The 19,878-nt window shown below is 51.1% G+C and carries 14 protein-coding genes; 6 read left to right on the top strand and 8 right to left on the bottom strand.

Annotated features, from left to right (window positions below):
• Positions 1-2: 2 nt before the first annotated feature.
• From BM200_RS24930 to BM200_RS24950, 5 genes are all read left to right on the top strand, one after another.
• The gene (locus BM200_RS24930) at positions 3-1,388 is read left to right on the top strand and encodes a sensor histidine kinase (RefSeq protein ID WP_091189385.1); all 1,386 of its coding nucleotides are present in this window, start codon (positions 3-5) and stop codon (positions 1,386-1,388) included.
• Between the two features lie 85 nt (positions 1,389-1,473).
• The gene (locus BM200_RS24935; protein WP_091189387.1) at positions 1,474-1,983 is read left to right on the top strand and encodes a hypothetical protein; all 510 of its coding nucleotides are present in this window, start codon (positions 1,474-1,476) and stop codon (positions 1,981-1,983) included.
• A gap of 180 nt (positions 1,984-2,163) precedes the next feature.
• Positions 2,164-3,639 carry a spore germination protein gene (locus BM200_RS24940; RefSeq protein WP_091189388.1) on the top strand — a complete coding sequence of 492 codons (1,476 nt, stop codon included), beginning with the start codon at positions 2,164-2,166 and terminating at the stop codon, positions 3,637-3,639.
• The gene (locus BM200_RS24945) at positions 3,636-4,745 is read left to right on the top strand and encodes a GerAB/ArcD/ProY family transporter (RefSeq protein ID WP_091189390.1); all 1,110 of its coding nucleotides are present in this window, start codon (positions 3,636-3,638) and stop codon (positions 4,743-4,745) included. The genes BM200_RS24940 and BM200_RS24945 overlap by 4 nt, the downstream gene beginning before the upstream one ends.
• Positions 4,742-5,845, top strand: coding sequence for a Ger(x)C family spore germination protein (locus BM200_RS24950; RefSeq protein WP_175533012.1), 1,104 nt, complete (start codon positions 4,742-4,744; stop codon positions 5,843-5,845). The genes BM200_RS24945 and BM200_RS24950 overlap by 4 nt, the downstream gene beginning before the upstream one ends.
• 15 nt (positions 5,846-5,860) lie before the next feature.
• Here BM200_RS24950 and BM200_RS24955 read toward each other — a convergent pair whose 3' ends face one another.
• The 4 genes from BM200_RS24955 to BM200_RS24970 form a co-directional block, all read right to left on the bottom strand.
• Positions 5,861-6,700: a DUF2935 domain-containing protein gene (locus BM200_RS24955; RefSeq protein WP_091189393.1), complete on the bottom strand. Its 840-nt coding sequence runs from the start codon at positions 6,698-6,700 to the stop codon at positions 5,861-5,863.
• A 79-nt stretch (positions 6,701-6,779) separates the two neighbouring features.
• Positions 6,780-7,814 carry a glycoside hydrolase family 18 protein gene (locus BM200_RS24960; RefSeq protein WP_091189394.1) on the bottom strand — a complete coding sequence of 345 codons (1,035 nt, stop codon included), beginning with the start codon at positions 7,812-7,814 and terminating at the stop codon, positions 6,780-6,782.
• A gap of 23 nt (positions 7,815-7,837) precedes the next feature.
• Positions 7,838-10,468, bottom strand: a complete 2,631-nt coding sequence (locus BM200_RS24965) for a transglutaminase domain-containing protein (RefSeq protein ID WP_091189396.1) — start codon at positions 10,466-10,468, stop codon at positions 7,838-7,840.
• Between the two features lie 5 nt (positions 10,469-10,473).
• Positions 10,474-11,499 (bottom strand): carbohydrate-binding family 9-like protein, encoded by a 1,026-nt coding sequence (locus BM200_RS24970; protein WP_091189398.1) that lies wholly within the window; start codon positions 11,497-11,499, stop codon positions 10,474-10,476.
• Positions 11,500-11,611: 112 nt separating this feature from the next.
• On the opposite strand from BM200_RS24970, the gene BM200_RS24975 reads away from it, so the two are divergent.
• Complete coding sequence (locus BM200_RS24975) at positions 11,612-13,897, top strand: helix-turn-helix domain-containing protein (RefSeq protein WP_091189400.1); 2,286 nt, start codon at positions 11,612-11,614, stop codon at positions 13,895-13,897.
• A gap of 69 nt (positions 13,898-13,966) precedes the next feature.
• Here BM200_RS24975 and BM200_RS24980 read toward each other — a convergent pair whose 3' ends face one another.
• From BM200_RS24980 to BM200_RS24995, 4 genes are all read right to left on the bottom strand, one after another.
• Complete coding sequence (locus tag BM200_RS24980; protein WP_091189402.1) at positions 13,967-15,589, bottom strand: type 2 periplasmic-binding domain-containing protein; 1,623 nt, start codon at positions 15,587-15,589, stop codon at positions 13,967-13,969.
• 47 nt (positions 15,590-15,636) lie between these two features.
• Positions 15,637-16,545, bottom strand: coding sequence for a carbohydrate ABC transporter permease (locus tag BM200_RS24985; protein ID WP_091189404.1), 909 nt, complete (start codon positions 16,543-16,545; stop codon positions 15,637-15,639).
• A gap of 18 nt (positions 16,546-16,563) precedes the next feature.
• On the bottom strand, positions 16,564-17,532 hold the full coding sequence (locus tag BM200_RS24990) for an ABC transporter permease (protein WP_091189405.1): 969 nt from the start codon (positions 17,530-17,532) through the stop codon (positions 16,564-16,566).
• Positions 17,533-17,829: 297 nt separating this feature from the next.
• Positions 17,830-19,836 carry a catalase gene (locus tag BM200_RS24995; protein WP_091189406.1) on the bottom strand — a complete coding sequence of 669 codons (2,007 nt, stop codon included), beginning with the start codon at positions 19,834-19,836 and terminating at the stop codon, positions 17,830-17,832.
• Positions 19,837-19,878: the final 42 nt, after the last annotated feature.

Genomic DNA, 19,878 nt, shown 5'->3' on the forward strand with positions numbered 1-19,878 from the left:
AGGTGAAATTCTGGCAGAAAACGTATCTGAGCGTATTGATTGTATTTCTGATCGCCTTCGATCTTGGTGCTTATGGGCTTCTAAAAAAGAGCTACGAGCTGAACGAACAGTTGGATATCTCAAGAGGCGCGAGCGTATACGGGAGCATCGAGAATTCATTAAGCTATATCCTTCGCGTATATGCTGAACGTACGGGAAGTACCCGCTATGAATCGATCATTGCCAGCTTCGCGGAAAATTATGATAAAGACGGTATCCTTTTAGAGGTGTATCAAGCGGATCAATTGGTCTTTTCCAATGCCTATCAATTTGCGGGGGATCGGGTAGAACTGCATGGGGTTCATCCGTACCAATCCGTATATAGAAAGATGAATGGCGAGCTTTGGCTGTTTATCGGCGGAAAAATGGAATTCCAGGATTTAAGACTTGTTATGTCAAGAAATTCGGATTATTTACAGGAATATCAGAATACTTTGCGGCAGTATTTCATTACGCTCAGTGTTGTCATTTCTTTGATTTTATCGGCAGCGCTTATTTTTCTATTATTTCAATTAACCGCACCCATCCGCAGGTTAAACAAAGGCGTAAAGGCGATTGCATCGGGAGCGTATGATCGAAAAGTAAATGTGAGAGGGAACGACGAATTTGGGGAATTAGCACAAGATTTTAACAAGATGGCGGATGCTGTTTCCAAACATGTCGAAACGATCAAAAAGGCGAATGAAGACAAGGAAATGTTCATCAATAACCTCACTCATGAACTAAAAACGCCCATTACGGCTATCAAGGGATACAGCGAGTTTTTAAATCATGCCAATCATAATGAAGAAGAAAGGAAAATGGCGGTCCGCTACATTCATGAGCATATAACGCGACTGGACGTCCTCTCGGGGAAAATGATGCAATTGTTATATTTGAAGAGTGGAGAGGTTACCTTAGAGCCCATCTCTATCAAGAATCTGTTTGCATATGTGGCAAACATGGAACGGCATCATCTAGAAGCGAAGCAAATGACGATCAGAATGGAATGCTTGGCTGACGTCGTTTATGGAGATCAAGAATTATTGCAATCGATGTTCATTAATTTAGTGGAAAACAGCATAAAAGCCTCCTCGCTTGGAGGGGAGATAGAGCTGAGAAGTTACGATTCGGGCGAAGGCGTCGTGCTGGAGGTATTGGATCATGGAAGAGGCATACCGAAGAAGGATATTACAAAAATTACGGAAGCGTTTTATGTGGTGGATCGTTCCCGCTCCAAAGAGCTGGGCGGGATTGGGCTTGGCTTGTCCATCTGCAATCAGATTGCCCGGCTCCATCACGCAAACTTAAAAATCGATTCAGAAGAAAATAAATATACAAGGGTCTCCGTTTTTTTTACAACTCCGTAACAACTTGAAGATTAGTTCATAACGCGGCTCCATCATAATGGGTTTGTAGCTACGAAACACCAATAAATGTTGGAGGTCATGAAGGATGAGAAAAAAGATGGCAGCAAGAGTACTGGCTACTTTAGGAGTAGCAACCGCTTTGATTGCAGGAAACGGCGTGATGTCGGTATATGCTTCTTCCAATAGCGATGCTCAAGAGGTAGAGATTATCGGTAAACATCAGCAGCCAGATATTGCTGGCCCAGGCTCAGAGCCGGGGATTATAAATAAAGATTTGCCGGTGAACGAAAAGATAGCGGTTGTGAGTGCCGAGAAAGCGATTCAAGAAAAATTCAAGGTGTCATTAAGCGGTTTTAAAATTTCCTATGATTTGGGCAACCGAGTAGACAAGGAAGGAACGTTCTATTTTGTAACCTTTGTAGAACAAACCTACGAGTATTCTGACGAGGAACTCCTCAAAGCGAAGCGTGATTTAAAGGACGGTAAAGATATCGGCATCGAGCAGAACGATATTTACACCGCATTCGTAAACGCCGAAACCGGGGAAATCGATTCTGTCGAGAAAAATTGGGCGGCACCTGAAGGCGCTAATTAAATCCGTTTTGGGACATAAAACCTCGGGTCGTATAAGAATATACGACCCGGTTTTTTTTATTATGTGAGGGATTGGTAATTGGACGGCCATGCGAATAGTGCGAATAAAATTTTTCCAAATGCACAACATACACGGTAGAAAATAAATCCAGCTTGTTGGACCTTGCGGAGGAAATGAAAAATGAACCATCTTTCAACATCGCTTGCCGACAATTTGGAAACCGCGCAGCACTTATTCTGTCAGAGTCCGGATCTGGTGATCAGGCCTTTTCAATTAAAATCGGAACAACGGGCATTGCTGCTCTATTTCGAAGGACTTGTTGACAAGGTATCTATCACGCATGATATATTGCGGCCTCTCATCTCTGAAGCCGAAGCAATAAAAGAACTTTCAAATGCTCCCGTTACTGTAGGCAGAGTGCAAACGGTCTCGGATTGGACACAAGTCGAAATATCGCTGTTTACCGGTAAATGCGTGCTATTCGTAGACGGTATTGCGGAAGCCCTGATCATGTTCACGCAAGGCTGGCCGCAGCGCGCGATTAGCGAACCGCAGACCGAGTCTACGATAAAAGGGGCTCATCAGGGATTCGTAGAGACGGGAGAGCAAAATATTGCTCTTATTCGGCGTTATTTGCCAAACCATGAGCTCAAGCTCAACCAATATATTATCGGCAAGCGAGTCCGCTCGACAATGACGCTTCTTTATTTGTCTGATATCGTTAAGCCGGACTTGGTCAAAGAGATGGAGAAGCGACTTCAAAGCATCGACGTCGATGCGATTCTGAGTACCGGCGAACTGACGGATTACCTTGATGATCACCCGTTTAACTTATTGCCTCAATTCCAAACGACGGAACGCCCGGATGCTGCGGTAGCGCATCTTCTGCAAGGACGCATCGCGCTTGTTGTCGATCACTCTCCAACGGTTCTTGTCGGTCCGGTCACTTTCGTGTCATTTTTCCAAACGGTAGACGATTACAGCCACCGCTGGTTGGTAGCCTCATTTCTCCGGGCGCTCCGTTTTGTTGCTTTGTTGATAACCATATTCCTACCGGCTTCCTATATCTCGCTCATTGCGTTTCATTTCGAGGTTCTGCCCTTCAAATTGCTGCTCTCGATCGGGGAGTCGCGCGCGCGCGTTCCGTTTCCTCCCATTATTGAAGCCTTCTTGATGGAGATATCGATCGAAATGCTGCGAGAGGCCGGTCTTCGGCTGCCTGGCCCGGTCGGTCAGACGATCGGTGTCGTCGGCGGGATCGTGATCGGTCAAGCGGCCGTGCAAGCGGGCATCGTCAGCAACATCATGGTTATCATCGTTGCCCTGACAGCGATCTCCTCCTTTATCATTCCCGACTTTGACATGGCGTCTTCCTTGAGGCTCATTCGCTTTCCGTTTATGATCGCCGCCTCATTATTCGGGTTGATTGGCATTGTGATCAGCATGCTCCTTCTGGTCGGGTTCATCATGTCTATGCGAACGCTCGGCATTCCCTACGGCATTCCCGTTGCTCCGCTTGATATGCGTGATTGGAAGGATATATTTGTTCGCTTCCCTCTCTTTATGCTTAAGCAGCGTCCACGTTCCACAAACGCGACACAGCTTCGTCGGCAAGGAAGGAACCGGAAAGGCGGACAGGGAGGGAATGGAGCTTGAGAAGGCCGCTTAGCCCGGAAGATCATAAGATCAGTTTTACTCAGTTTGTTTTCACCATATACAAGACTCAAATCGGTATCGGAATCCTTACGCTGCCTCGGGATCTCGTGGAAACAACCGGTACCGACGGATGGATATCCTTGCTTATTGGCTATGCGATAGCTGTGACGGTCAGCATCCTGATCATTGCCGCCATGTCTAAATACCCTAACGATACGCTATATGAGCTTCTCCCGCGCTTGTTCGGAGCGTGGATCGGCGGGGGGCTCTCTCTCCTCTGGATCGGTTACGCAGCCGGAGGCTCGCTCGTTATGCTCTTATGGTCGATACACTTGACCCAAGTGTGGGTATTGCCTGCTATTTCAAGTCCAACTCTCATGTTCCTCTTCGTGCTCCCGATCTGTCTATATACCTTTCATGGACTTAAGCTGGTCGGAAGGTTTGGCGAATTTGTCTACTTGATTTCGTTCTGGATGCCTCTGTCGTTATTCTGGGGACTTAAAGATGCCCACTGGCTGAACTTTCTTCCGATAGGCCACAATGGATGGGTGAACATTATCCTGGCAGTCAAAACCACACTGCTGTCTTTCCTGGGATTTGAGCTGGCATTCATTCTGTATCCGTACCTGACGGAAAAGAAACGCGCCATTCAGGGTGTGGTTTTCGCGAACACGCTTGCGCTGATCACTTATTCTATTGCTACGGTTATCAGCTTTCTTCAATTTAGCGAAGAGACGCTCAAAGAATATGTATGGCCTTCGCTTGTCCTGTTAAAGCTGATTCGCTTGCCTTTCGTCGAGCGATTCGAGATCATTTTCGTAGCCTTGTATCTGGTCATCCTGTTCGCGACGATTGTCCCTTATCTGTATATGGCGGCCATGGGGGCGAACCGGCTGCTGCGCACGAAGAACCATCGCTACTATACAATTGCGTTTCTGGCAGGCTGCGTTGTGCTCTCGGTGTTGTTCCGGCCTTCCTTTTGGCAACTTCAATGGATGGGAAGGCAATACGGCAAAGCCGGGTTCTTGCTGGCTTTCTTGTTTCCAGTCTTTCTGTGGCTGTGGGGTATTGGCTATCGGTTCATAAGAAAGGAACGGCATCCATGAAGAGAATACCTAAACGATATCTATCACTGTTCGCCTTGATTATGCTGATGGCAACGTGCGCGTGCGGTAAATCTACCGCTCTGGAAATGCTCCAAATTATGGGGGTTTACGGAATAGACCTCAATGAGGAGGGGCGATTACAAGCCTATTCTTCCTCTCCCATATTTAGTCGGGAGGCAAACAAAAAGTACAATATAACAAAGACGACAGCCTTATCAACCAGACAGTCCCGGCTCCAGCTCGACTCCATGAGCATTGGGGCCTTAACGGGACGGAAGCTCGCAACCGTTCTGGTCGGCAAAAAGCTGCTAACTGAGAAATCCATTTATCCTTACATGGATGTTCTTTTCAGGGACCCGAGCAGCGAGATCAATGCAAGCATCGCGATGGTTGATGGGAATGTGTCTGAAATCATGGAATCGGAAATGGACGATAAGGGGAGATTGGAGGTCGTGCTGTTTGAAGAAATCGAGACTTCTTACGAAGACCGGATATGCGTTCTCACACGTGCTTATCAATTAGAAGATCAACTTCTCAATCCCCGAATTACGCCTTATGTGACGGAAATCAAGGCACTCCCGGGGGAAATAAAGGTAACCGGAACGGCACTGTTGTCCGACGATGGAAAATATGCCGGTTCTCTTAACAACAAGGAAAGCTCCTTGCTGTTATTGCTGCAGCGGGATATCGGCCGGCCGATCCAACTCATGCTGGACTTGCCGTCCAAGGGCATCGTTACTATAAATATTAAAAACGCCAATTACAACATGCATTCGGCCTATGGCAAAGAACGGTTCCAGTTCCGCGTTGCAGTCCATGCGGAGGCCGAATTAACGGAACAAGCGACGAATTGGAAAGAAAACATTCCTGTTCCCGTTCTGGAACAGGAAATCGCAAAGCAGCTTCAACAGGAGTGCGATAAGCTTATCGGCAAAATTCAGCGTTACCGCGTCGATCCGATTGGATTCGGCTATTATGCGAAAGCTTACCAACTCTCCCGATGGAAGGAGGTCGAAGACAACTGGGGAGATGCGTTTGCCCAAGCGGACATCGAGATCACAACCCGTGTCAAGCTGACAAGCACAGGCGCGGTAAAATGAGTTTCGGGAATCGATTCAAGTTGTATATAAGGTCGGCTTCGTGAGCGAACAGTATGGGATCATGACGATTTCAGGATTAAAACAGCTCAATTTGCGCAGAAAATAACAGGTCTCAGGCAGATGGTGTTCCAGGAAGCGCAGCGTTGCCCGGCTTATGAGCTCAGTATTGGCGAATTGCTCGATAATCTGCACGACAAACCAGTAGAACTCGGCAACGGTCTGCGAAACTTCCCGGGCAAACCGTTGTTGAAAGGGCAAGCCGGGAGGAGAAAACCGCAAGTAGCCTGCAATGGATTGGTTTTTGGCCATATGATTGCGGAAGGATTGCGCAAACCCCAGCGCTTTTGTCGCCAGCGGGATTTCGACGGGGTCCAGGACATTGTTTAGCAGAATAGCGTGACCCAATTGATCCTCGATCCATAGATGAAGCAGAGCGACAAGCGACAACTCCTCAAACGGCTGCCCCTTCTGCGCATAAGACAAGAAACGCAAATACTCTTGATTCTCGTTCAGCGTCCCGTTGAAATAAGTAGGAGAGGCATTTATATTGACTCTGTTTGTTAACCGCAAGTTCTGCAGCGTGCCTTCCAGGCGATAGTATCCTTCCGCTACGGGATAGACCATACGGGCGAACTCGATCATCGCCGGATCATCGATCGGGAGGTTACGGCTTGGCATCTTCATCAGCTGCCCGAGCAAATAACGGAATCGTTCGCTGTACTGTTGCGCCAATGCGACCCAGTGAGATTCCGTAGGAGACAGAAAGTCACGGACAAAAATCGCGTGATCGTCCAGAATTTCCAGCCAAAAACGGTGTTCCTCCCAAGGGGTGATAGGCTCGCATGCTTGATTCATTGTTCATTCCTCCCGGGTAAGCTGCCGATTTTAACAATCCGTACATCTTATGTTGGAAGGAAGAGGTAAATGTCCGGTTCTACTTCAAAAACCCCTGATGGATCGCGTCCAGCAGACGATGCGTTTTATCGCAGCTATACTCCCAAAACATGATGCCCGCAAGTCCTTGGCTCATCACATACTCGCATTTGCAGCGAATCGATTGCTCGTCTTCGTAGGAGATGAAGGTCGACCCGTCGAACAAATACGGCGCGCAGGCTTCATTGTCCCAATAGCGGATATAGCCTTGCTTGTTAATGTAATCAGCGTCTAATTCGGTGAAAGAAGGACCGTATCCCCCCGTGCTGCCAGCCATCTGGTGAAGGCCGTTATTGCGGTCAGGCACGCCGCTCCACTTGCGGGAGTAGAAGGCGGCGCCGATCACGATCTTATTCTGGGGAACTCCTGCGTTAATGAACATCCGAACGGAAGCATCCGTGCTGATACGGAACAGATCCCCGGTCGGCGTATACAGATTGGTATGATGGCCGGTGAGTACCTGAAAGCCGCCGCGCATATCGTACGTCATTAACTGCACGTAGTCCAAATACTGCTGCACCTTATCCATCTCCGTACCATCGACATAGTACTGATCCGCTCCAGCTGCGATCGTGAGCATATAATGGCGGCCGTCTTCCGCCCCTTGGACATCAAGCGCTTCCCGGATCGCGCGTAGCAGCAGCGTGAAATTCTGCTTATCCGCCGGACTCGAGGCAATGTCCGCTTCGCCGTAACAAGGATACTCCCAATCCAGATCGATTCCGTCGAAAGGATGCGTGCGAATGACCCGGACCGCCGAGGCGGCCATCTTTTGTCTGCCCGTTTCGGTCGAAGCCGCTTCGGAGAAACCGCCGGCGCTCCAGCCGCCGACGGACAGGAGTATTTTCAGCTCCGGATGCTCCCGTTTAATTGTATGAAGGGCATGGACTTGCTTCAGATGGTCCGTGACAATCTCATCCTGCCGGACATGACCAAACGCCACGTTGATATGCGTCAGCTTCTGCAAGTCCTCGCGAGTCATGCCGGCAAGCGCAGAATCGCTTACATAACCTACTTTGAAATATTGCTTCTCCATTGTTTGTTAGCTCCGTTCTGTGTTTATTCGTTAGACATGAGGCTGGTCATTGCTTGCAAGGCTTCTTTGACATTGCCGATTTTGTATCCGGAGGCCGCGTAACGAATCCGGTCTTGGCGGTCCACGACGAACAGATGCGGGAACCCGGCTTCTTTTGCCGCCGATTGGGCGAATGTGCCCGGCAAGGCAGCACCGCTTAATTCTCGAACAAATACGGTACGCGAAGGCAGCTTCGGATAGTCGGCCGGGTCGAAGGATGCGGTCAGCTCCGTTTCGCCAATAAGCAGGATAATCGGCGCCCCGAAATGATTGAGCGGCTCAGCTAGTTCCATCAGCTCGCGGAACAAATGCTTGGTTGGCTCCCGTTCCGGCTCAATCCAAGCGACAATAGCGGCTTCCTTTCCAAGGAGCTCATCCAGCAAGGCCGGCGCGCCGTCTGGCAGCGTAATTGCCCTGTCGCGGTCGAATGGGCCGAGTACGGGTATTTCAATCATAGTCTCCCGAAATGTCAGGGGCACTTCCGTCGTTTCGGAAGCCCGCACGACGAAATACGAGAGTCGTACGCGCACCATGCCGTCCTTCAGACGAATGCCCGACGTCAACCGGTATTGTCCTGACCGCACCTCGAACGGCTCGTCATAGACGTCCTTCTTGCCGTGAGGATACGCTAACGTTTGGTAGACGCCATTCTCCAGACGGGCAAAGGTGAAGTTCTCCGCATAGGAGGCAACAGGTGACTGCTCCGCGGCATCGTCTTTGGTAAACCGCAACAATCCCCGGTCTTGGGGCTCTCGCTTGCTGCCGGAGGATGCTTCCGGTGCGATCATGGCGTCAAACCAGCCGCCACGCTGCCTATATTGCGCCCTCTGCTCGCTCGGATGCAGGCGCGCCGGGATACCCAGGCTGCGGCAAATCGCAACGAATAAAATATCCAGAGACAGAGGATCTCCGAGCTTCAGTTTGTAGGTTCCTGCCGGGTTTCCCCGTCCCGTCAGATTCGGGAGATCCGTCCAAACGCCGAAGCTATCCTGCAAGCTTCGGGCAAGCAGCGAAGGATCGGCTTGAAAAGAAGCGATTTCCTCCGCCGTAAATGCAGCCTGGAACAGCTTCCTGTAAGGAACAAGCATCTCGTGCTGCACCCGCGGACAGAGCACATAACGAACAAAATCGTCCTCGGCCAGAGCATCGCGGCCCGCCAGCGCACCGATTAAATGATCCTCGAGCACGGGGCGGAACGTATCGGTCAAATCCTTGTCTCGCAGCGTTTCCAGCAATCGCAGCGGCCATTCGCCATAAGCACCCGACTGCTCGCGTAAAAAGGCTGCGATCTCCCGGCTGTTGCCCCGCGCTTTCCGAATGACATCCCATACGCGATCGGAAGGCAGTCCCGTCTCTTCGGCAAGCGAGATCGCATCCTCCTCGAGGAGGAAAGTGTCCTCATAGGAGGTCCGACATCGCGTCCCTTCCTCCAGTCGGTTGTTATGCCATTCCATCTTTGCTTCCGTCAGTGCCTCCATAGGCTTCCCTTCTCGTTCCGGAGGCGGAACCATATTGAAATCGACACGGCCTGCAGGCTGCTCCGACGCGTTCAAGATGAGTTCCACCCTATTCAAATCAAGGTCTGAAACCGAAATTTTTGTTTCAGCCCACTCTCCGTCTTTCACCGCTCGAATGACCAGATCCCCGAGACCCGTTTTAAAGGAAACCTTGCCCTCGGCATTTGTCGGCACGATGGCAATCGGAAACAATTCGGCCATGTTGTACAGATCGAATCGGACCTCCGCTCCTGCAACGGGGGCGCATTGCTCATTCTTCACCACAACATGAATCGTCTGGGTTGGTGCATAGTTATCGAGCAGGTTGATCTCCGTGAACCATTCGTGGGCAAGGGTAATGTCTTCCGGGCCTAGATAATTGGCGAAAATCCGCGTATTGACCAGCATGGCCCGGCGCGCGGGCGGCGTGAACCACCCTTGGTCGAGTCGGGCTTCCGGTTCGCATGCCCCGATATAGTGCCACTGCCCGTCGGCCCATGCTTCCACCCATGCATGGTTATCGTCGCAGTGGGCCCAGCGAGGCGTATACACCTGGCGGGCGGGAATGCCAATGCTGCGCAGCGCGGCTACGGCAAGCGTCGACTCTTCGCCGCAGCGTCCACGCGCGTTCCGAATCATGGAGAGCGGCGACAGCGTGCGCAAATCGCTGCCGATGTAGGTCGCTTTCTCCTGACACCAGTAATTGGTCTCCAATATAGCCTCAGCCATCGATAGATGCGCCGTACGCTCCGCCAATTCGTGGTATAGAATGCCACGCGAATCTTCGATATTTTCCGTATTGACCCGGTAAGGCAGCACGAAATGCAGGAAGAGATCGTCCGGAACGCGAGCTCCCCATGGCACCTTGCTGCGAATGTCCAGCGTCTGGCGCACATGGCTTAAGAATAAGGAGCCGTCGTAATCCGCCATGTCGTTAACCGGCATGTACGCAAACAGATACTTTAAAGCCCATGCCTCTTCTTCCGTCAGCGCCTCTTGGAAAATGCCAAACAGCTCTTGCTGCCGAGCCCCTGCAAGCTGCTGTTTCAAACGAAATTTGTGCTCTATTTGCTCCATAACCTCTTGATTAAGGGAAAATATCGTCTTCGGCATTGTCATCCTGATTACTCCTTCCATAACTTCCCGTCTTCGCGAATGCACAGCATGGAATGCCGGTCCGCGGAAGGCGCTTTAATCTGAAACAGACTGCTTGTCGTTTCGATAATGGGCTTAATGCTCCATGAATCTCCGCCCATTAGTTGTTTCGCGTCACTTGCGAATACACCATGCACTTCAAAGTAGTTGCGCTGCCGGTAATAGAGCCTGCGAAGCTCCCATTTGATCTGCTCGTCCGCCGGAAGCTCAAACGCCGAAGGTTCGCCGTTCCCATCCGCGAATACGACATATCCCCACAGCTCCGGATAATGCATATTGATAATGCCCATCGGCGACCACACCCAGTTATCTTCGGGATACGGCCTGCCCGACTCCGGATTGACCGTTTTGCGGTACCTGCCATCGTGCACCTCGGCTTGCCACTCCACGCGCGAGAAGTTGACGCGCCAGAACTCTCCGGCGGCCGGCGGCCGCCCGCCTGTCGCGCACTCGCGCAGGCTGGTCCAGGGCATCGCAACTTCAATGCTCCACTTGCGGTTGTCCGCATCTGGTTGATTAAGCTTGCCGTCGATGTGCACGGCGGTTTTTAATCCCGCAATATCCCAGCCGTTTACCGGCGGTCCGCCGTCGCGGTAGGGCTTTACCAGAAGCAGATCCCAAACCGTATTCAGCGCATTGATTTCGAATTCGTAATAATGATGGCTGTCGCCGTCGGGATCGATGAATATTTCGAAATCATTGTCGTGAAAAATGACCGAATCGCGCTCCGTCAGCGTCGCCCAAATCTGGTCCTCCATCAGCTCTGCTGCGAAGTAAAAATACAAGTCGTCCCACAGCATTTTGACCCGCGTCCGCTTTGCCGGTGCGGGACGGAGATCGCCCTCGATATCGACGAAATCCCCGGTCCACTCGGCAGCCTGCCAAAACGGCTTGTCGACGCGGCCATCCAGATCAAGCGGTATCAGCGCACGTCGGCATATGTAGTGTTCTGGCGCGTAAGTAATATTCGGCTCCGGCACTCCGTTTCTATTCATATTTCACCCTCCGTTTTAAGTTTTACGTTCATTCGCGCTATGGGCAAAAAAATAAAATGTTGTTATGATTGTTAAAAAAATATGAATGCAGGATGCACAGGAGGCATGAAGTTTGAAGAAAAATTACTTTAAATCAAAGCTATTCCTGAAATACATCTGGTCCTATTTGTTTATCTTGTTAATTCCTTTGGTACTCCTGACGATTTTTATTTACGAGAATGCAGTCAGCAGCCTTCGTTCCGAGATTGAACAATCCCGGTTAAATCAGTTGACGCAGGCCATGGTCATCGTCGACGGCCGGATCAAGGAATTGAACGAGATCGCATCCCGCATTTCCTACGACACCCGGCTTACGCCATATCGCGTCCACGACCCGATCTATAGCGGCGAGGCCATTCAAGGCCTTGACCAATATAAATCGACCAGCTCGATCATTGGCGAGCTGCTGCTCTATTTCCATAAAGACGAGAAAATTTACTCCAGCAAAGGTCTCTACGACTTCGACGTGTTCGCCACTTCCTTCAGCTTTGAAAGCTGGCCGGCGGACAAGCTGTACCAGGATCTGAATGCGGTCAAATATCCGACGATGCGGCCGGCCGACACGGTTATTAAATCATCGAACATCGCCGACAGCATGCTGGCTTATCTCATTCCCATCACGCCGAACAGTCCTACGCCGCATGGCACGGTCATGTATCTGATCCGGGAGTCCGAGCTCACCAGCCTGATCGATTCCATCCTCGGAAACTATCAAGGCCTCACCTATATTCTCGATAATGAAGGACATATTCTGGTCGACAACCGTCAAGGCGAGGCCATGACCAGTACGGCGGCAAAATCGCTGATTAATCTGGAACCGGGCATTCACGAGCAGACCATCAACGGCAAAGCGCACTCCGTCGTCTCCGTCAAATCGCAAAAAAACGGTTGGACGTACGTCACGGCGATGCCAAGCGCACAATTCTTCAGCAGCGTGCTGCATGTGCGCAGCTTCATCATCCTGCTGTTCTGCATCGTCGTCCTTGTCGGGGCGGCCATCGCGCTTGTACTTGCCAGAATGCAGTACCAGCCAATCTCGACGCTGGTCGAGTTCGCCGCCTCCAAGAGAAAAGAGAACCGCCCGAGAAGCGATGTCGCCGACCGCGGCAACGAGCTGGACCGGATCCGGTCCGCGCTGCAGGAATACAGCTCGCGCATTGATCTTCAAGAACCTTTTGCCCGCAATCACTTATTATCGATGCTGCTGAAATACGGCAATGTCCATCCCGAACTGCAGCAAGCATTTGGTCTCCGTTTCGACCGTTCCAACCATTTTGTCGCGGTCATCGGATCGGGCGACAACGGAGGGTCTCCAACCGAGAGGCAAGAACGAGTCAAAATGCTTAACCAGATCGCGTTTCCGGAGCTGCAAGCGGTTGGGTACGGAGTTGAACTGCCCCAGCTGGACCAATTAGGGATTATCTTCAGCTTCGATCTGGACGGGGACGAAGCGGATGTGTTCAACCGCGTTCGCGAGATCGTCGAAGCCATGCGAAGCGGGCTCCTCGCCGTCACGGACGATATCCCGATGATTGGGGTCGGTACCAGCTACGAAAGCCCGGACCAGCTGAACCAATCCTTCATCGAGGCCTGCTCGGCTTATGAGCTGCGGTCTTCGGCCGAACCTGGGGCCATCACTTATTTCGAGAAGCTTTCCGATGCTCCGCAGCACGCGGATTGGATACCGAATAACACGTTGATGAAGCTTGCCCAAAGCTTGAAGCAAGGCAGTTACGACGTCGCGGTGCCTATTATCGGTTTGGCGTTCCAGAACCTGCAGACGACGCAGGCCTCCGCCTTGCTTACGCGCTGCATATGCTTTGACCTGTTGAATACGATGCTCAAGACCGCGTCCGAGCTGGGCATCCACAGCGTTGCTCTGGATATGGCCCCAGCCGCGATTTACGGCAATTCACTGGACGAGATTGAACGCACCCTCCTGAATTTGGCTTCGCGCATCTGCAATCAAGTGGAGCAGAACAACCGGAAGGAAGAGCATTCCTTGATGGATCGCATCGCCGCTTATATTGACGAGAGATATACGGATTATTCGATAAGCCTCGAATCGGTCGCTTTTGCATTCAATGTTTCGCCATCTCATGTCAGCCGTTCCTTCAAAGAAAAAATCGGGACGAATTTCATCCAGTATATCTGGCAGAAGCGGCTTAATGTGGTGATTCAGCAGCTCAAGACGACCAGCGATCCGCTGAAGGACATCATTCTCCGCGTCGGCTACCAGGATACGCCTAACTTCACCCGCAAGTTCAAGAAGGAAACCGGCTATACGCCGGGACAATACCGCAAGCTGTTCTCGGAGAACGAACAAGCGCGCCGAATGTCCGAATTCGAGGATGAATAATGCAATAGCCAACCCCCGGCCAGATGGCCGGTATCGGTTGGCTATTTGCTTGTTACGGCATGAATGGTTTTATTTGTTCCAGCTGTCGTAGGCGGCTTGGTAAAGCTCGACAATTCTGTCGCTGCCCATTTTCTTCAGTTGTGCTACGTACTTGTCCCAATTGGAAAGCGGCTCTTGCCCGGTTACGAACTTCGCTTCCATCTGCGTCACGTACGTGCCCAGATCGGCCAGCAGCGCCGTTGCTTCCGTCTGCTGCTCGTTCGTCAAGTAGACGTACGGGAACGGTGCTTTGGCGATGGGTACCAGCTTCTCCGTGTTCTGCTCATCAAGCCAGATGTCGAATTCGCTCTTCAAGCCTTTGGTCAGCTCGGAGGAGCTCATTCCCGGGGCAGGAATGCCATAGTTCGGCGTTAGCGTGCCTCGAACCTCTTCGCGGTCTTTGCCGCCCTCCACCGGAAGCCATTCCTTCTCGCGGGTCTCTTTGTTCTTGTATTTCCACAGGAGGTTCTCCGGACCTTGCGAGAACAACGTTGCGCCATCGTAACCGTACAGGTAGTCGACCCAGCGAATCGACGCCTCCGGAGAAGGATTCGAGCTCGTAATGGCAAAGGTGCCGTTTGTGGAAAGCCCCGGATGCTTGCCGTATACCGGCGATCCTTCCACTTCGCTTTTCACCGGCGTCATGAGAGGATTATCGCCGCTAGGTTCGCCGCCCAGCGTGAAGTACGGGAACCAATCGTTGAACAAAGCGACTTGGTTGTTCGTGCCTTTTGCTTTCTTCTGATCGCCTGTTTGCGAGAACGTCTCATGGTCCAGCAGCTCTTCTTTCCACAGACGGTTCAAGAAGGTCAAGTAGCCTTTGTAGCCTTCTTCTTGCGGCGTATAGTGTACTTTGCCGTCCTTGTCGGCATAATACACCTCGTTGTAGATGCCCCAGAAACCAAGGAAGTACATGCGCAGATCGTCGAGTTTAACGGAAGTGAGCGGAATTTCGTCCTTCTTGCCGTTGCCGTTTGGATCTTCTTCTTTGACGCGTTTCAAATAAGCATACAGCTCTTCGGTCGTCTTCGGCTCCGCCGCATTCAAAGCTTTCAGGAATTTGCCGTTGTACCACATCGGGCCGCGATACCATACCGCGGACAGATCGATGTTCGGCAAGGAATAGATGTGGCCGTCCGGCGTCGTGTATGACTTGCGGATATCCGGATGCTCGTCGAATATTTTCTTGAGGTTTGGCGCGTAGCCTTCATCGATGTATTTCTCCAGCGGCACGAGTACGCCTTGCGTTCCATACGTGACTTGCTCGGCGGACGTCAGTTCCGCTGCGTAAAAAATATCCGGCAAATCGCCGCTTGCGAATACGAGGTTTTTCTTCGTTGCGAAGCTGTCTACCGGCGAGTTCTGGTATTCCATATGGATGCCCGTCAATTTCTCCATTTCTTGCAAGACCGGCATCTTATTCCAATCGGCAACGCCTACGTCCTGCGACATCATCTTGAGCGTCAGTGTTTTGTCGACGATTGGAAAGCCGTCCTTCTTGATGCTCCCATCGCCAGCATTGGCGTTCGAGCCAGAGCCGGCGTTTGTCGCACCGTTGTTACCGTCGTTTGAGCCCGAGCCGCAGGCCTGAAGCAGTGTTGCGGATGTTGTGAGGCTTAGGAGGATCAATGATGCCTTGCGAAACTTTGTCATGACAACAACTCCCTTTATCATAATGGTTTGCATATGGCCAGACCGAATCAGCCTTTAACTGAACCGATCATAACACCCTGAACAAAATAACGCTGCAGAAACGGATAAATGGCGATTACGGGAACCGTCGCCACGATGATGACGGCGTATTTGACGAGAGCGGCGATCTCCGCCTTGCTGTTCAGCGCGGAGGCCGTGGAAGAGTCCATGGCCCCACTACCTTGGGCCGCTGTCTCCTGCAGAACGAGAATTTGACGCAGCACCAGCTGCAGCGGATATTTCGCCGCTTCGTTCAAATAAATAAGTGCCGAGAAGTAGCTGTTCCAGTTGCCGACCCCGTAGAAGAGGGCCATGACCGCAATGATCGGCATCGATAACGGTAGAATGATCTTCATAAACAGCCGAAGATTGGTGCAGCCGTCAATCTGTGCCGCCTCCTGAAGCTCCCTCGGAAGAGAACTCTGGAAGAAGGTGCGGGCGACAATAATATTCCAGATGGAAGCGGCCGACGGAAGAACGATCGCCCAGATCGTGTTGATCAAGTGAAGTTCTTTAACCAGCAAATAGGTGGGAACGAGCCCGCCGCCAAAGAACATCGTGACCATGAACAGTCCCATGAAGAAATGGCGGCCGGTAAAATCCTTTCGGCTCAGCGCATACGCCGCGGGCAGCGTCACCGCCAGGTTAATCGCCGTGCCGACGACGGTATAAAGAATCGTATTGCCGTATCCGGTCCAGATGTTCGAATTCTGAAACACCCTTGCGTAGCCGTCGAACGTAATTCCCTTCGGCCAAAGCCACATTTCGCCCGAGCCGACAAGCTTCGGATTGCTGATGGAAGCACTGACGATATAAATGAGCGGATAAAACACGACAAGAAACGCTAGAAATACAAACATGTAGTTAAGTACAAGAAATATCTTATCCCTGCGGCTTTCTTTCACGCCTGATATCATGCTGAAATGCTCCCCTCTCTACCACAAGCTGTTATTGCTCATACGGCGAACGACCTGATTGACCACGATGAGCAGCACCAAATTAATAACGGAGTTGAACAAACCGATAGCCGTCGAGAAGCTGTACTGAGCGCTCACAAGTCCCGAGCGGTAAACAAAGGTCGATATGACATCCGACGCCGTCATGTTGAGCGGATTTTGCAGCAGCAAAATTTTCTCGAAGCCGACGCCAAGCAAGTTACCCATGCTCAGGATGAGCAGGATCGTCATGGTTGGCATTAGCGTTGGAATGTTAATATGGCGAACGCGTTGGAACCGCGTGGCGCCATCAATGACGGCAGCCTCATGAAGCCCGGGATCGACGCCCGACAGTGCGGCCAAATAAATAATGGTGCCCCAGCCCGCGCTCTGCCACACATCCGAGAAGACGTACATGGTTTTAAACCATCGCGGATCGGTAAGGAAATCGGGCGATTGGAAGCCGAGTCCTTCTATAATGTTCGTGACAATGCCGGTTGAAGGGGAAAGGAAGGTAATAATCATGCCGGCCATTACGACCATCGATATAAAGTGCGGCGCGTAAGTGACCGTTTGGGCCAATTTCTTGAAGTAGCCGTTCCGGATTTCATTAAAGGCGAGGGCCAGTATGATCGGAATCGGAAAACCGACGGCTAAGGAGTATAAACTGATGCTGAGCGTGTTCCATAATAGGTCCCAGAAGTAATAGGAATGAAAGAAGCGCACAAAATGGTCGAAGCCGATCCACGGGCTTCCCGTAATCCCTTTTGTCGGTATGAAGTTTTTAAACGCGATCTGAATGCCGTACATCGGTCCGTAACAAAAAATAAGGAAGTAGAGCAGTGCCGGGGTGATAAAGAGGTACAGCTCCCAGTTCCGGACGATTCCTTTCCACGTCTTGGCGCCTTTTGTTGTCTGTTTCGTCGTCAACGCCGAGCTACCGGCAATAGCCGTTTTTGTATCCTGCATAGGGCCGCTCCTTTCACGAGTGGTAACGCTTACACCTTTACGATAGCGGAGATATTAATTTCGCGTAAATATGTCGTTTTAGGCGTGCCTCTAAAGCGCGTAACCACAAGCCCGGCGGGTATTTGACAAGTGGCGGTGACAAGCGGACAATGTGTTGTTTTTGACCGAAATGGCATGGTTCTGACAGACATCAAATTTGGCCAACTGGCGTTTTTCATGCAAAGAGAGGCCGTTCCCAAAATCATCTGGCGATGACTTTGGGAACGGCCCCATGTATCTTGCGTATATAGGAACGGTTTATAACGGTCGTTCCCAGAAACGGCCTTGCGCGATTCCATTAATAAACGCTTGAATGGTGGAATTGGTTAAATCGTACACTCCGGCCTCGTCCAATTTTACCCTTGCTGTCGCCAATGCCTGCTGATTGCTGAGAGCCAGTGCCAATGGTTTATAATGCTTGAATGTCGTTTCAATGAATGCCAAGGCAGGAGTCGGAATCGAGGCTTCGCTGCTAACCAATAATACGGCATCAAAGAGGGTAGGGTCCGTCGTTTCATAAGTGGCCGTTACTCTCAGCGGGTTTGGCAAGTCGTGAAGCTTTTCACCGACAATCGTATAATTTACTTTATGTTCCGTTAGAGCCGTCGTCCATTCGGCAAACTGCTCCACATCGGGATCGCCAACCCGGACAATAGCGACTTTCTTCGTATCCGGCGCGAGGATGGTATTAGCCATGCTGAGGGCGGGAGAGCTTTTGTCGGATATCACTTCCATGTTTTCCTCGGGAAGAGAAACTCCGATTTGGTCGGCTACCTCTTGAGCCAAGCTGCGATCGACATGGTTCAATAGGGCGACCGCGTTTGCTTTGACGTGACTCGATTTGCATTTGCCCAGCTCAAAGCTGAAAGCCTTCTTCACATGCGCTTGTTCGTAAGGAGCCAGACTGTTATAGAAAAGTTTCGCTTGCGAATAGAAGTCAAGGAAGCTTTCGCTGCGTCCTCTGATTTTGCGCCCGTCAATCCGCTCTTGATAATGCTCGTAGCCGCCTTGTTCAGCGGGAACCGGCGCCGGCTGGTTGGCATTCAAACCGTTGCGATGGTAGCTGGTTTGCCCCTGATGAATGGTCATCTGATGCATGCCGTCTCGTTGATTGTTATGGAACGGGCACACGGGCCGATTGATCGGAATTTGGTGAAAGTTAGGGCCGCCCAGTCGGGATAACTGAGTGTCGGTATAGGAGAATAACCGTCCTTGCAGAAGGGGATCGTTCGAGAAATCGATACCGGGCACGACATGACCGGGATGGAAAGCCACCTGCTCCGTCTCCGCAAAGAAATTGCTGACATTTTGGTTTAAGGTCATTTTACCGACCAATTTCACGGGAACTTCCTCTTCCGGCCACAGTTTGGTTGGATCTAAAATGTCAAAGTCGAACTTATGCTCATCCTCTTCCGGAATAAGCTGCAAGCCAAGCTCCCACTCCGGATATTGACCCTTCTCGATCGCTTCGTATAAATCTTCTCTATGGAAGTCTGGATTTTTGCCCGCGATTTGCTGAGCCTCATCCCAAACGAAGGAATGCATCCCCAAGACGGGCTTCCAATGAAATTTGACGAAATGCGATCGTCCTGCCGCGTTCACCAAACGGAAGGTATGCACGCCAAAGCCTTCCATCATGCGCAGGCTGCGCGGAATGGCGCGATCGCTCATGACCCACATGACCATGTGGGCCGTCTCCGGATTCTGCCCGATAAAGTCCCAGAACGTATCATGCGCGCTGGCCCCTTGCGGGATTTCAGTATGCGGTTCGGGTTTAACGGCATGGACGAAATCGGGGAACTTGATGGCATCCTGAATAAAGAAAACAGGCATATTGTTGCCCACCAGATCATAGTTGCCCTCATCCGTGTAAAACTTAGTCGCAAACCCGCGCACGTCCCGAACGGTATCATTCGATCCTCTTGATCCTTGTACCGTCGAGAAGCGTACGAATACGGGCGTGACTTTGGACGGATTCGTGAGGAAATCCGCCTTGGTGATGTCTTCCAAGGATTCATAAAGTTGAAAGATTCCGTGAGCCCCTACTCCGCGTGCATGAACGATTCGTTCGGGGATGCGCTCATGATCGAAGTGAGTCATCTTCTCGCGAAAGTGGAAATCCTCCATAAGAGTAGGACCGCGTTGTCCCGCCTTTAATGAAAACTCGTCCTCGGCTATTTTTAACCCCTGGTTTGTCGTCAAACCGTGCTGTTCTTCATTATTCACGGTATAATTCTTTAATTGCTCCGTCTTCTTATTGTCCATTTGAATCCTCCTAGCAAATCAGGTATTTATTCACGTAAAATG

This window comes from Paenibacillus catalpae, from assembly GCF_900112695.1.
GTDB classification, from domain to species: Bacteria; Bacillota; Bacilli; order Paenibacillales; family Paenibacillaceae; genus Pristimantibacillus; species Pristimantibacillus catalpae.